Here is a 12,371-nt window from a genome sequence, read left to right on the forward strand (position 1 = left end):
CCATCGAACGCTTCTGCCGATACAATGCCCCGGCAAAACACGACCCGATGTCCCGAACTTCTGGTTCAGGACACTAGTGCTTCTTGAGCGTATACACGTAATTGTTGAGTCCGGCGTCGGCGGTTGTATCGTCGACGAAATATGCGTCGTGAACCGTTTTCGAGGAGCAAACGACAAAGCGGTGGCGAAACAGTCACGCAGATCACGGGCGCCGTGGCCGATGCATTGATCGATTCAGGCGCCCAGCACCAAAGGACGACGGTATGTTTTCTCGCTGCGATCTCATCAAGGGCGCCGCAGTCGCGCTTCTCACCTTCTCGATACAAGGCGCGTGGGCGCAGGAGACCAGGATGAACCTGTTCAAGATCGTCACCATCAAGGACGAAATCGTCGTCGGATTGTCGACGGAGGAGCTTCAGGCGCTCGGCGGCAACGATGCCAGCGCCGTTGCACACGCGTTGGCGCAGAAGGGCGATCTCACCGTCTGGCAGTACAACGTGCATCGCGGTCCGAACGGCGAATTGCAGCAGGCGCCGACGGCCAGAATCGGGCTTTTGGCCAACGCCTCGCTCCGGGTCGAGCCCTATGCCACGACCTACCAGATCCTGCCGCATCCCTAAGCAGCAGACCGGTGCGCCCGCGACCAGGGTCGCGGGCGCGCCGGTGTCATTTGTGTTGCCCTGAACGCCGTGTCCCCGTTTCCGTGGCAAAGCCATAGATCAGCGCCAGCCGGTCCAGGCATTCACGAAAACGCCGCGCAAAATAGTCGATCCAGCGCTGCGTGCGCACGGCGCGACGTTGGCCGATCTCGTCCATGGTCAGGCCCAGCACCAACACGTCGTGCACTAGTGCGGCACCGTCTGTGCCGAGTTCGCGCTCGATCCGGTTCAGCCGCAGCACCGCCTCGCGTTGGCTCTCGGTGACCGGCTCGCGCGTGCGCGCCCCATCGACATATTCGCGAGTCGGGTCCATTGCCTGAACGCCTCGTTCGGCCCTCTCCCAATCGTTCTGGAAGGCGCGCCCGCCGCGATACTGCGCCTCGTCGATCTGATGGTGCGCATGCAGCCGGCCGAGCGGATCGCTGCGGATCGACCGCACGGCCACAATCTTCTCGCCGGGGTCGAGCGCCAGCGGATTGTCCACCTCGACTTCCGCCACCTCCGCATTGAACGGTATCTCACGTGAGCGTCGGTCGTAGACATTCGCCAATTTGTAGGACCTGTTGCGTCGGACACGTGCCACTCGGATACTCCTTGCGAAATTGACGATTGAACGGGCGGTGCGTCAGGCGGCAGAGACCAACCGCAGCACGACGGGGCCGGCGACGCGGGCGGATCCAGTTCCGGCGCGGCGCGTTAGGCGCGCATGCGGCGTGCAATAGCTCGAGCCCGGCTCACGCGGATGGCCGCAGAAGGTGATCTCCTCCCCGTCCTTGTCGCCGCCATAAGGATAGCGACAGTCCTCGCCCGCGAGTTCGACCAATGGGACCAGGCGCGGCTGGACGCCGACGCAGCGCAATTTGACCTGCGCGGCAGGCTTCATCGCAGATTTCGGCGGCAGGTTCAGTAACGCGGGACGGTGCGGGAGGATAAGACAGGCTCCAGACGGCAGCGCCGGGACGATCGACGGGCCCGTCGTCCGTATCTGCACGACCAGCCCGAGCCGCTTGGCGCGGCCGACCACCGCGTTGCGCGTGTAAGCCGTTCCAAACCTTGCGTTAATCCGTCTTCCGATCTCAGCATAAGACATTCCCTTGAGAAAATAGTCGCGAAGCGCGTCGGAGTGCTCCGACGACCAATGGCCCGGTTCCATGCTGCTGTCCTGTGATGCGCCTCCTCCGATCGCACGATCGCGAGGCGGAGCCCACATTCCGATATTCCGAAGTCGAAGTCAAGCGGTAATTCTGATATTCATAATTGCATCAATTCCGAATTTCGGATTACAAGAGACGGACGATGGACAATCGAGGGAATCACCATGTTGGACGCTGCAATGATCGAACGGGGCCTGGAAAAGACGGGCAAGAGCAAGGGCGGCCTGGCGGCTGCCATGGGCGTACGCCCCGGCGCTGTCTCGGAGATCCTCGGCGGCGAACGCCTGGTGAAGGCTTCGGAAATCATACCGATCATGGAATATCTCGAGCTCAATCTCGCGCCGATCATGGGCCGGGTCGGGGCGGGTGCCGTGATCGAGCCGGATTATGAGCAGGTTCCCCCCGAAGGCCTTGGCGACATCGCGCTGCCCTTCCCGATCATGGAGGAGACCATCGCATTCGAGATCGTGGGCGATTCGATGCTGCCCAAATACGAGAGCGGCGACGTCATCGTGGTCTACAAGGACCAGCGCCATCCCCTGTCGAGCTTCTACGGCGAGGAGGCCGTGGTCCGGCTCAAGACCGGTGAGCGCTATCTGAAGACGATCGAGCGGGGCAAATCCCCCTCCGTCGTCAATCTCACCAGCTTCAATGCCAAGCAGATCGTCGGCGTGAAACTGGAGTGGGTCGGCGAGATCTGCCTGTCCATGCCCAAGGGGCAGCTGGAGCGGCTGCGCGCCAAATCGGCTCGCCCTCGCAAGAGGAGCAAGTAGGCCAAAATTCCGTTTTTACGAAATGAAGCTTGACTTGCTTCCGTTTTTCGGAAATACTCTGCCGTGCTCCGCCATGGGGCACGGCAGGATCGTTCCATGCAGTATTTCGTCGTGATGATCGACTATGGACGCCGCGGCCGCGAGGCGGTCGTCGACCCTGAAATCACCAGGCGCGAGGTCATTTCGCGCGTCGCCTCAGGTGAATATCGAAATATCTCGTTCATCCAGGAAATCGTGGAGAATTCGGTCGAAGACGTGACCGAGGCGATCCTCGCTGAGGCTGCCCTGCCCCGGATCCCGCCCGAAGAAGTCGACCTCCAGGCTCTCCGCCTCGATCACGCCCGCGATCTGCGCAAGCACGAGCGGACGTGACGTAGACCCAGGGTCGGCCTTTTCCGGTCCGATCGAATCGGATCGGATCCTAGATTGTTATTTTGACACGCTTTCTTGACGCGAACCGGAATCCACTTCGCTCGAAAACGCTCTGCCAGCGCACCACGCCCCGTTCGGAGATCACACCGTGAGAACGGTTGATCCCGTGGTCTTGCGCGCGGCGAGATCGGCATGGGCCTTGGCGGCGTCCTTCAGTGGATAGGTCTGGTGCACCTCGATCTTGACCGCGCCGGACTTGACGACGTCGAACAACTCGCCTGCCATCGCGACCAGGCTCTCACGCTTGGCGGCGTAGGTGAACAGCGTCGGGCGGGTGACGTAGAGCGAGCCCTTCTGCGCGAGCAAACCGAGATTGAGCGGCTCGACGGCGCCGGAGGACGCACCGAACAGCGCTGCGACGCCGAGCGGCGCGAGGCAGTCGAGCGACTTCAGGAACGTATCCTTGCCGACGGAGTCGTAGACCACCGGCACCTTCTTGCCGCCCGTGATCTCGTCCACGCGCTTCACGAAATCCTCGCGGCTATAGATGATGACGTGGTCGCAGCCATGCGCTTTGGCGAGCTTGGCCTTCTCGTCGTTGCTGACCGTGCCGATCACGGTCGCGCCGAGATGCTTGGCCCACTGGGAGAGAATCAGGCCGACGCCACCGGCGGCCGCATGGAGCAGGATGGTGTCCCCGGCCTTCACGCGATAGGTCTGCCGGATCAGATATTGCGTGGTGAGCCCCTTCAGCATCATCGCCGCCGCGGTCTTGTCGTCGACACCGTCCGGCAGCTTCAGCAGTCGGTCGGCCGGGATCAGCCGCGCTTCGGAATAGGCGCCGAGCGGCGAGGCGCCGTAGGCGACGCGATCGCCCGGCTTCAAATCGGTGACACCGGCCCCGACCTCCTCGACGACACCGGCAGCCTCGCTACCAAGCCCGCTCGGCAGTTGAGCCGGGTAAACGCCGGAACGGTTGTAGATGTCGACGAAGTTGAGACCGACGGCGGTATGGCGGATTCGCGCCTCGCCCGGTCCGGGCTTGCCGACACTGACCTCCTCCCAGACCAGCACTTCCGGACCACCAGTCTTGTGAAAGCGAATGGCATGCGTCATGGGCGTTGCTCCCTTATCGTTGAGGTCAAAGTCTGAACACCGGATCGGGCTTTTGAAATAGGTATTTGGTCCGCCCGTCACAGTACAGAGACGTAACAAGAATGTCACAGCGAACGACAAACCTCCGCCGTTCCGCCTCTGTTCGAAAGAGTTGATGTCGGCCTTTCGCCGGCCGGCAGTAGCCTTCGCGTGGGTTTGGAGGTCGTCTGCGAAGGAGAGCCGAGATGCCAGCTTATGTACAGCATCATCAGGATATCGAGATCGCGCCTGTGATTTGCCCTGCTTGCATGGGGTTCCTTCCAATGTATGTGCGCGAGGTCGAACCGCATTGGAGTCTTGCCAAGATCGACTTCGTCTATGAATGCGCCGATTGCGGTGCCGAGGTCAGACAGACGATCCGCAAGCCGGAGTTGCTGCGGCACTGATCCCGGGGCCGGTAGCCGCCCGACTATTTGCGTTGAGCGGAAAAACGTCATTCGCGCGGGTCTGGGCTCTCCCAAACGAGGCTTGTTCTTTGCCGTGAACGCAGGCAGAACAAGCCTCAATCAAGACCTTTGGGAGCGCCTTTTCGTGGCTGAACAGAAGCCCTCGACAGCGATCGAGGCAGTGGAGAGCGGCCTCGCCGCGCAAGGCTACATCGCGAGCCGGCAGATCGCGACCGCCGTCTATTTGTCGCAACAGATCGAGAAGCCGATCCTGGTCGAAGGACCCGCGGGCGTCGGCAAGACCGAACTTGCCAAGGCGATCGCGGCCTGGCGCGGCCTGAAGATGATCCGCCTGCAATGCTATGAAGGCCTCGACGAGGCCAAGGCGCTCTATGAATGGAAATACGCCAAGCAGCTTCTCTACACGCAGATCCTCAAGGACAAGCTCGGGGAAGTCCTGGGCGGCGCGCAGACTTTGCACGCCGCACTTAATCAGCTTCACGATTTCGGTGACGTGTTCTTCTCCAAGGAGTTCGTCGAGCCGCGGCCGCTGCTGCAAGCGCTGGAGCAGCCGGGCGGCTGCGTGCTCCTGATCGACGAGATCGACAAGTCGGATGCGGAGTTCGAATCGTTGCTGCTGGAAATTCTCTCCGACTTCCAGGTCACGATTCCCGAGCTCGGCACCGTCTCCGCGATCACGCCGCCAACTGTGATCCTCACCTCCAACAGCGAGCGCGATCTCGGCGATGCCTTGAAGCGGCGCTGCCTGCATCTGCACATCGGCTTCCCCGAGCAACGGCTCGAGGAGCGCATCGTCGAGAGCCGCGTCCCCAACATTTCGGAGACGCTGCGGCGGCAGATGGTCGGCTTTATCCACGAAATCCGCTCGCTCGACCTGAAGAAGCTGCCTTCGGTCAGCGAGACCATCGACTGGGCGCGCGTGCTGGTGCTCTTGCAGGCCTCGGAGCTCGACACCGAGATCGTCAAGGACACGCTCAACGTGCTCCTGAAATACGAGGCCGACATCGAGGCGGCTCAGCCTCAGATTACGACCTTCATCGCCAAGGCAGCACGATCCAACGTCTTCGGTTGACGCCGATGCGCGAGAATATCCACCGTTTCTTCCGTGCCGCACGGGGCGCCGGCGTCCATGTCTCGCCTGCCGAAAGCATCGATGCGATGCGCGCGGTCGCGCAGGTCGGCGTTTCCGACCGGACCATCCTGCGCGATGCGCTCCTTCTGACGCTCGCCAAGTCGCAGGACGAAAAGCTCGCGCTCGGTGACTGTTTCGATCTGTTCTTCAGCCAGCCGGAGCCGCGGCAGGAACAATCTGAAGCCAACAGCAACGATGTTTCGGAGGACGCGGATCGATCTCCGTCGTCCGGCGAGGCCAGCGATGCGAGCGCCGGTTCGCTTCCCGCAGAATTGGGGCCCCTCGCGCAGATGCTGCTGTCGCAGGATCGCAATGCGATCACCGCCGCGATCGCCAGCGCCTCAGGTGCGGCCTCCCTATCCGACATCCGCTACTCCACTCAGCGCGGCATCTTCTCCAGCCGCATGCTCGACGCCATGGGGCTCCAGCGGCTACGCGACGATCTCGACGAGCTCACCGCGACCAATCCGGCACTGGCCGAGCGGCTTCGCGCCGCGCTCGATGGCTTGCGCGAAGCCGTTCGCGACACCGTCGCGCAGGGGCTTGCGCTCTATGCCCGCGAGGAGGCTGAAAACCTCCGCAACGAGATTTTACGCAACGCGCCGCTTGCCCGCATCGAGCGGCGCCATGTCGCGGAGATGCGCGCTCTCATCCGCCAGATCGCGCGGCGCCTGCGCGAGCGCTATTCGAAACCACGCAAGCGCCAACGGCGCGGTCATCTCGACGTCCGCCGCACGCTGCGCCGCAACGCCGCCTGGGGCGGCATCCCCTTTCTCACGGCCTGGAAGCGCAAGCATCGCGACCGGCCGAAGATCGTGGCGCTCTGCGATGTCTCGGGCTCGGTCGCGCAGGTCTCGGATTTCTTCCTGCTCCTGATCCACTCGCTGCACGAGGTCGTCGACGACGTCCATTCCTTCGCCTTCTCCTCGCATCTGATCGAAGTCAGCGACATCCTGGAATCGAAACCGCCGGAAGAGGCGATGGCCGAGATCATGTCCAAGGTCGGCTTCGGCTCCTCCGACTACGGCTCTTCGCTGGCCGATTTCGAGAAGGAGTTCATGAGCGCGCTGACGCCGCAGACAACGGTGATCGTGCTGGGCGATGCCCGCAGCAACAATCTCGATCCGCGCGCCGACATCCTGCGCCGCATCTCGGAGCGCTCGAAACGGCTGGTGTGGCTCAATCCCGAAGGACGTCTCGCCTGGGGCTTTGGCGATTCCGAGATGCCGCGCTATGCAACCTTCTGCAGCGTGGTGCGCCAGTGCGCCACCGCGCAGCAGCTCGAGCGCGCGGTGTCCGATATTGTGGCGACTTATCAGTAGGCCTTACTCACAGCCGGCGTCAGTTTCGCACCAGCTCCGTCTGAGCGACATTGCACTCCCGAAAATGATAGGCGATCTCGTCAAGCGCGCGCTGCTCCCATTCTTGAGCTTGCGCAAGCCAGAAAACCCGGCGCTGGAAATCAAGCGCGGCGCGCTCCCGGCACAGAGATTCCTGACTGCGAATTTCGACCAGTCTGTTCATGCACTCCACTCCTGGCGTGTGAAGCCATTCCTCGCGAACAAGCGTAACAGAATTCCGAACCCTTCGTCTCATGATTTCTGTGCATATTGCGACGCAGAATGGGACAGCAGCGCTTCCCGTGCAGTGCGGTGGTTCGCGGACCAACATCAAGCCCACATCATCAATATGTGATCGGGCTCCGGACGATCCTCGTGATCGAGCGGTCTTTAACTCGTGTAGCGCAATGGCGTGCAGCAATTTGTGAAGAGAGGTTCTAAACGCCTCACCGAATTCCCGACTCATTGTCGTCGCACGGTGTTCATGCAGCGCCTCTAACAGAGGCGCACGAACGGCACTGCGGCTTGAGGCAACATGAGCAACGACATCGACTTCGATCTTTCGCCGGACCAATGGGAGGTTCTGAAGGCGCTTCGCAACCCGGTGTCGAACGGTCGTCTTTCCAAGGCCTATATCATCGAGAGCCTCGTCAAGCTTGGTCTTGTCGTCGTCTGCGACGGCGTGCCGGTCATGACGCCGAATGGACGCAAGGTGCTGGTACGTGGATCGTGTCGGTTGCTGGATCTCGCGGCGTGACGTGGCTACCCGCGTGCGGAACGTGACCGTAGGACCGCAAAATCGCCTGTCCACGTGACCGATGACACCTCGAACGGTCTCCCGGTGCCGATGCGCATGCCCAGTCGCACCGCAAAAAGCGACCAATTAGACCTCCTCCTCAGCGAAAACCGCGACAATCTGGCACGCTAGTTGCTCCTTTCGACGATCGAGACGTCGTAAAAACGGGGGAGTCACCATGTCGACCATTGCCGCGGCCCCGGCCGCCGAGCCAAAGCCGCTCTACACATCGCTATTCGTCCAGGTCCTGGCCGCGCTGATCCTCGGCATCATTCTCGGCGTGGCCGTGCCGGATTTTGCCATCTCGCTCAAAATTCTGAGCGACGCCTTCCTGAAGCTGATTTCGATGATCGTGGCGCCGATCGTGTTCTGCGTCGTCGTTCACGGCATTGCCGGCGCGGGCGACCTCAAGAAGGTCGGACGGGTCGGCGTCAAGGCGCTGGTCTATTTCGAGGTGATGACCACAGTCGCGCTCGTGGTCGGTCTTATCCTGGCCTACACTTTCGGCCCCGGTCATGGCATGAACATCGACCCTTCGACGCTGGATGCCAAGGCGCTCAACACCTATGCCGACAACGCCCACAAGCTTCAGGGCGGCGGCATCGGCTCCTTCCTGCTCAACGTGATCCCGAGCACCTCGTTCGACGCCTTGTCGCGCAACGACGTGCTCCAGGTGCTGTTTTTCGCCGTGCTGTTCGGCGTAGGCCTCGCACTGGTCGGCGGCGAGAAAGGCAAGCTCGTCACGTCGATGATCGATGCCGCCTCGACCGTGCTGTTCCGCGTCATGGGGCTTATCGTCCGCGTCGCTCCACTTGGCGTTCTCGGCGCAGTCGCCTACACCGTCGGCAAATACGGCGTCGGCTCGCTCAAACAGCTCGTCTCACTGGTGGCGCTGTTCTACGTCTCGGTCGGCATCTTCGTGCTGGGCGTGCTCGGCGGCGTCATGGCGCTCGCCGGCATCAACATCCTCAAATTCCTCGCCTACCTGCGCGAGGAGTTGACCATCGTGCTCGCGACCGCCTCGTCGGACGCCGTGCTGCCGCAGATCATGAAGAAGCTCGAGCGGATGGGCGTAAAGGATTCCGTGGTCGGCCTGGTGATCCCGACCGGATATTCCTTCAACCTCGACGCCTTCTCGATCTATCTCACGCTCGCGGTCGTCTTCATCGCGCAGGCGACCAACACGCCGTTGTCGTTCGGCGACCTCCTGCTGGTGCTCGGCGTCTCCCTGATCACCTCCAAGGGCGCGCATGGCGTGCCGGGCTCTGCGATCGTGATTCTGGCGGCGACGCTGAACGCCGTGCCGAGCATCCCTGCGATCGGTCTCGTGCTGGTTTTGTCGGTCGACTGGTTCATCGGCATGGCTCGCGCGGTCGGCAACCTCACCGGCAATTGCGTTGCGACCGTGGTGGTCGCCGCTTGGGAAGGCGATCTCGACCGCGCCAAGGCGACCAAGGTCCTCGACGGTGGCGAGCTTGTGGACGTGACGGCGGGGTAACGACCGCCGTTCAGTCATTCCACTGGAGGAGCGGCGTTCCATGCGCCCTCCTCCAGACGGAGAGGAAACGCGGAAACCAGGAGTGGGCCACGGCGCCCTTGTAGGCCCAGGTGCGATACTTCAGGCCCTGTTCCGAGATCAGTTCCTGATAGCCGCCGTGGACTTCGGTCGCGGTGCGAATGTCCTTCAGAATTCCCTGGGCGCAGGATCGGTAGGTATCGCTCCCCGAGCATTCGTCGTAATCTAGCATGCGATCCGCGAACTCGACGTTGAACGTCGGCCAGGAGGAACGCCCCTGGTAAGCGGGAGCCGCGATCTTGTGGATCATCTTGTTCCGCGGATTATCTGCGGACACCAGGAAGTGGAATGTGCCGGGGATGCGAAAGCGCGGCTCCGCGACGATCAGATCCGCCGTGGCCGCGAACAGGGCGCGCTCGCTTTCCTTGTTCATATCCCAGAAGCCGCGATGCACGCTGACGAAATCCAGCGCGACTGAGAACACCGGTGATTCCGTGGGGCCATCCAGGGAATGCCTGATATAGCCGCCTTTGCCGAACAGGTGGAGCAGGTCCCTCTTGTACTGCGCCAGGTCGCGTCCGAGCCGCCGCTTCAGCTCGTTCTCGTCGACGATTCCGAGCCGCACGCCCCACACGAATGTCGTGTAGACGCAGGCATTGGTGACGAAACGCCTGCGCTCGGCGCGCGTGTCGGTTGCCGCGGAGCGCGGAGCACTAGCGTCGCACAGCAAATACGTGGAGCCATCATCGTTGAACGGCTCGAGCTCGCTTGCGAGCTGGAGGATCGCGCGCTTCAGATCACCGCAATATTCGGCCAGGAGCAGGCGGCCGGCATGCGCGCATTGCGACATCGCCAGATAGGATGACGCTCTCTCCTCGGCAGAGATCATCTGCCGGAGGCCGGCCAGAATGCCGAGCAGCGTATCCGAAGGGAACGAGAAATAGTTCACGCCGAGATACCGGGCGCGCCCGGCCGGAACGATGGTCGTCGTGACGACGTTGGCGCGAACCGCTTCCAGCAGCAGGCGGACGCTCTCTTCGAGCAGACGAGCCCGCCGCACCGCATCCTGCGAATCCATGATGGTGTCGGGGTCGAGGACGTCGGGATAGAACCAGGCGAAGTCGCGCGGATAGTACGCAGAAGCGTGCGGTGCGCCGGTGACGAGAAAGGACTCGGTCAACGAAAAGGCGCTGTCCATCGAATGCCGATAGAGGTCCTCGATGGACGTGAACGGATGATGCGACTTCCTCAGGAATCGATCGCCGAGAAAGTTCACGGCCTGAAGCGCGTTGGCAACGAAGGTCGCCATCACGCCCTGGTAAAACCGGTTTCCGCGATGGGATGGAGAAGAGATGCCGCTGTTCATAGGCGCCGTCGAATGGTCTCTCGTGGGTCGGCGGGAAGCCGTCGCGGCTCTAGACCTGTCTGATTCGTGTCTCTATCCCGTGACTTGCGGGTTCAGTTTAGCCCTCCCGCGGCCGGAAGTTCTCGATGACGCACAGCAACACCCGCGCGCCGGCGTCGGCATCGGCGAGCTCGACATGCTCGTCCGGGTGATGGCTGATGCCGCCGCGACAGCGGACGAAGATCATGCCGACGTCGGCAATGTCGATCATGGCCATACCGTCATGCCCCGCTCCGCTCGGCAGCTCGAACACGGAAAAACCTTCCGCTTGGATGGCCTGCGCGATCTGCTCCTTGAGCCAAGGCGCGCAGGGCGCGGTGCGGTTCTCGTGGGTGACGTCGAGCTGAAGTGTCAATTGGCGACGCTTTGCGATGGCTTCGATCTGCCTGACGACATCGGCGACCGCGCGCTTGCGGTGCATGTCGGTCGGCGCCCGCATATCGATGGTGAACGACACCTCGCCCGGAATGACGTTGGTTGCGCCGGGCCTCGCCTGGATGTAGCCGACGGTGCCGACCAGCCCACCTTCGTCGGTGCGACAAAACTGCTCGATCGCGCCGATGCATTCGGCCGCGCCCGCCAACGCATCGCGCCGGAGCGCCATCGGCACCGTGCCCGCGTGCCCCGCCATGCCGGTCAGCCGCGCGGCAAGCCGTGTCGCGCCCGCGATCGCGGTGACCACCCCGACGGGCAGGTTTTGTGCTTCCAGCACCGGCCCTTGCTCGATGTGCAGCTCGAGATAGGCAAGCAGCTCGCGCCGCGCCCGAGCGGCCGCGCCGATATGATCAGGATCGAGCCCGAACTGCACCAGCGCATCGCGCATGGCGACGCCATCGCTGTCGCGTGTGTTGAGGACGCTTTCGTCAAACGTGCCGGCCACCGCGCGGCTGCCGAGCAGGGTCGAGGCAAAACGTACCCCTTCCTCATCCGCAAAACCGACGATTTCGATCGCGAACGGCAGGCGCTTGCCGCGACGGTTGAGATCCGCGACGCAGGCGATCGCCGTGATCACGCCCAACGGCCCATCCCATTTGCCGGCATCGCGCACGGTGTCGTAGTGCGAGCCGAGCATCAGACACGGCGCGCCCGGCCGCTCCCCTTCGTAGCGCCCGCAGACATTGCCGATCGCGTCGAGACGCGCACTCATGCCAGCGTCGCGCATCCAGCTCAGGATGAGGTCCGCCGCCTTGCGCAGCTCGCCAGTCAGATAGATGCGGGTGAGCTTGTCGCCTTCTTCTGAGATCGCCGCGAGCTCGTTGATCCCTCGCACGATCTCTTCGCCGAGCGAACCATTCTGAACGGCGTTACCAGCAGCCATCTCGGCGAGCTTTCCATCTTGGGACCGCGGCGCCGGCGGTCCTGGCGACAATCGATTCAAGTTCGGTGCCAGCGAAATCACGCTGCCGACATCGTTCCGATCAGCGCGTGGTTAGCATGAATGCGGTCGTCGGCAGACCGCCCGGCCCTCGTCATGCACATGTCCAAGCCGGTTAAGACTGCTTAACTCCATTGCATACAATCATAAAATACTGCCTATATTTTCATCTGCTGCTTTCCTGATCAAGCTCGGATCACAGGAAATAGCAAATTACTTTCAATAACTTAATTGGAAATTCTCTTTCGGTAGCCTCTGGCACGAAGCTTGCGACAATCTATCCCGGG

General features: G+C 62.3%; 14 protein-coding genes. 8 read left to right on the forward strand and 6 right to left on the reverse strand.

The window, feature by feature from the left end:
- Positions 1 to 263: 263 nt before the first annotated feature.
- Positions 264 to 620, forward strand: a complete 357-nt coding sequence (locus AC0L3S_RS24390; RefSeq protein ID WP_473266716.1) for a hypothetical protein — start codon at positions 264 to 266, stop codon at positions 618 to 620.
- 46 nt (positions 621 to 666) lie between these two features.
- Here the strand turns inward: AC0L3S_RS24390 and AC0L3S_RS24395 are convergent, their stop codons facing one another.
- Both AC0L3S_RS24395 and AC0L3S_RS24400 read right to left on the reverse strand, forming a co-directional pair.
- A complete protein-coding gene (locus AC0L3S_RS24395; RefSeq protein ID WP_473281776.1) occupies positions 667 to 1,242 on the reverse strand; it encodes a hypothetical protein in 576 nt (191 codons plus the stop codon).
- Positions 1,243 to 1,284: 42 nt separating this feature from the next.
- Entirely contained in the window at positions 1,285 to 1,812 is a 528-nt protein-coding gene (locus tag AC0L3S_RS24400; RefSeq protein WP_473281778.1) for a GcrA family cell cycle regulator, read from the reverse strand.
- A gap of 165 nt (positions 1,813 to 1,977) precedes the next feature.
- Here AC0L3S_RS24400 and AC0L3S_RS24405 point away from each other — a divergent pair, with 165 nt between their 5' ends.
- Both AC0L3S_RS24405 and AC0L3S_RS24410 read left to right on the forward strand, forming a co-directional pair.
- A complete protein-coding gene (locus tag AC0L3S_RS24405) occupies positions 1,978 to 2,586 on the forward strand; it encodes a S24 family peptidase (protein WP_007601486.1) in 609 nt (202 codons plus the stop codon).
- A 96-nt stretch (positions 2,587 to 2,682) separates the two neighbouring features.
- Positions 2,683 to 2,958: a hypothetical protein gene (locus AC0L3S_RS24410; RefSeq protein WP_085395314.1), complete on the forward strand. Its 276-nt coding sequence runs from the start codon at positions 2,683 to 2,685 to the stop codon at positions 2,956 to 2,958.
- Positions 2,959 to 3,099: 141 nt separating this feature from the next.
- Here the strand turns inward: AC0L3S_RS24410 and AC0L3S_RS24415 are convergent, their stop codons facing one another.
- A complete protein-coding gene (locus AC0L3S_RS24415) occupies positions 3,100 to 4,074 on the reverse strand; it encodes a quinone oxidoreductase family protein (protein WP_473281780.1) in 975 nt (324 codons plus the stop codon).
- 224 nt (positions 4,075 to 4,298) lie between these two features.
- On the opposite strand from AC0L3S_RS24415, the gene AC0L3S_RS24420 reads away from it, so the two are divergent.
- The 3 genes from AC0L3S_RS24420 (at position 4,299) to AC0L3S_RS24430 (ending at position 6,974) form a co-directional block, all read left to right on the forward strand.
- The gene (locus AC0L3S_RS24420; RefSeq protein WP_007612817.1) at positions 4,299 to 4,499 is read left to right on the forward strand and encodes a hypothetical protein; all 201 of its coding nucleotides are present in this window, start codon (positions 4,299 to 4,301) and stop codon (positions 4,497 to 4,499) included.
- A 145-nt stretch (positions 4,500 to 4,644) separates the two neighbouring features.
- On the forward strand, positions 4,645 to 5,592 hold the full coding sequence (locus AC0L3S_RS24425) for an AAA family ATPase (protein WP_473264894.1): 948 nt from the start codon (positions 4,645 to 4,647) through the stop codon (positions 5,590 to 5,592).
- Positions 5,593 to 5,597: 5 nt separating this feature from the next.
- Entirely contained in the window at positions 5,598 to 6,974 is a 1,377-nt protein-coding gene (locus tag AC0L3S_RS24430; protein ID WP_473281782.1) for a vWA domain-containing protein, read from the forward strand.
- A 19-nt stretch (positions 6,975 to 6,993) separates the two neighbouring features.
- Here the strand turns inward: AC0L3S_RS24430 and AC0L3S_RS24435 are convergent, their stop codons facing one another.
- Positions 6,994 to 7,176, reverse strand: a complete 183-nt coding sequence (locus tag AC0L3S_RS24435) for a hypothetical protein (RefSeq protein WP_007601478.1) — start codon at positions 7,174 to 7,176, stop codon at positions 6,994 to 6,996.
- A 351-nt stretch (positions 7,177 to 7,527) separates the two neighbouring features.
- Here AC0L3S_RS24435 and AC0L3S_RS24440 point away from each other — a divergent pair, with 351 nt between their 5' ends.
- Both AC0L3S_RS24440 and AC0L3S_RS24445 read left to right on the forward strand, forming a co-directional pair.
- The gene (locus tag AC0L3S_RS24440) at positions 7,528 to 7,749 is read left to right on the forward strand and encodes a hypothetical protein (RefSeq protein ID WP_473264896.1); all 222 of its coding nucleotides are present in this window, start codon (positions 7,528 to 7,530) and stop codon (positions 7,747 to 7,749) included.
- 217 nt (positions 7,750 to 7,966) lie between these two features.
- The gene (locus tag AC0L3S_RS24445; protein ID WP_473281784.1) at positions 7,967 to 9,286 is read left to right on the forward strand and encodes a dicarboxylate/amino acid:cation symporter; all 1,320 of its coding nucleotides are present in this window, start codon (positions 7,967 to 7,969) and stop codon (positions 9,284 to 9,286) included.
- Positions 9,287 to 9,296: 10 nt separating this feature from the next.
- On the opposite strand, the gene AC0L3S_RS24450 is transcribed toward AC0L3S_RS24445, so the two are convergent.
- Both AC0L3S_RS24450 and AC0L3S_RS24455 read right to left on the reverse strand, forming a co-directional pair.
- On the reverse strand, positions 9,297 to 10,670 hold the full coding sequence (locus AC0L3S_RS24450; RefSeq protein ID WP_473281786.1) for a hypothetical protein: 1,374 nt from the start codon (positions 10,668 to 10,670) through the stop codon (positions 9,297 to 9,299).
- A gap of 97 nt (positions 10,671 to 10,767) precedes the next feature.
- A complete protein-coding gene (locus AC0L3S_RS24455; RefSeq protein ID WP_473281788.1) occupies positions 10,768 to 12,027 on the reverse strand; it encodes an allantoate amidohydrolase in 1,260 nt (419 codons plus the stop codon).
- Positions 12,028 to 12,371 lie beyond the last annotated feature (344 nt).

Source organism: Bradyrhizobium sp. Ken01 (assembly GCF_055807355.1).

Bases quoted from the DNA above. Each gene is read 5' to 3' on its own strand.
- AC0L3S_RS24405 (WP_007601486.1), top strand. From the start codon at position 1,978: ATGTTGGACGCTGCAATGATCGAACGGGGCCTGGAAAAGACGGGCAAG.
- AC0L3S_RS24450 (WP_473281786.1), bottom strand. From the start codon at position 10,670: ATGAACAGCGGCATCTCTTCTCCATCCCATCGCGGAAACCGGTTTTAC.
- AC0L3S_RS24410 (WP_085395314.1), top strand. From the start codon at position 2,683: ATGCAGTATTTCGTCGTGATGATCGACTATGGACGCCGCGGCCGCGAG.
- AC0L3S_RS24390 (WP_473266716.1), top strand. From the start codon at position 264: ATGTTTTCTCGCTGCGATCTCATCAAGGGCGCCGCAGTCGCGCTTCTC.
- AC0L3S_RS24445 (WP_473281784.1), top strand. From the start codon at position 7,967: ATGTCGACCATTGCCGCGGCCCCGGCCGCCGAGCCAAAGCCGCTCTAC.
- AC0L3S_RS24430 (WP_473281782.1), top strand. From the start codon at position 5,598: ATGCGCGAGAATATCCACCGTTTCTTCCGTGCCGCACGGGGCGCCGGC.
- AC0L3S_RS24435 (WP_007601478.1), bottom strand. From the start codon at position 7,176: ATGAACAGACTGGTCGAAATTCGCAGTCAGGAATCTCTGTGCCGGGAG.
- AC0L3S_RS24455 (WP_473281788.1), bottom strand. From the start codon at position 12,027: ATGGCTGCTGGTAACGCCGTTCAGAATGGTTCGCTCGGCGAAGAGATC.
- AC0L3S_RS24440 (WP_473264896.1), top strand. From the start codon at position 7,528: ATGAGCAACGACATCGACTTCGATCTTTCGCCGGACCAATGGGAGGTT.
- AC0L3S_RS24415 (WP_473281780.1), bottom strand. From the start codon at position 4,074: ATGACGCATGCCATTCGCTTTCACAAGACTGGTGGTCCGGAAGTGCTG.
- AC0L3S_RS24400 (WP_473281778.1), bottom strand. From the start codon at position 1,812: ATGGAACCGGGCCATTGGTCGTCGGAGCACTCCGACGCGCTTCGCGAC.
- AC0L3S_RS24420 (WP_007612817.1), top strand. From the start codon at position 4,299: ATGCCAGCTTATGTACAGCATCATCAGGATATCGAGATCGCGCCTGTG.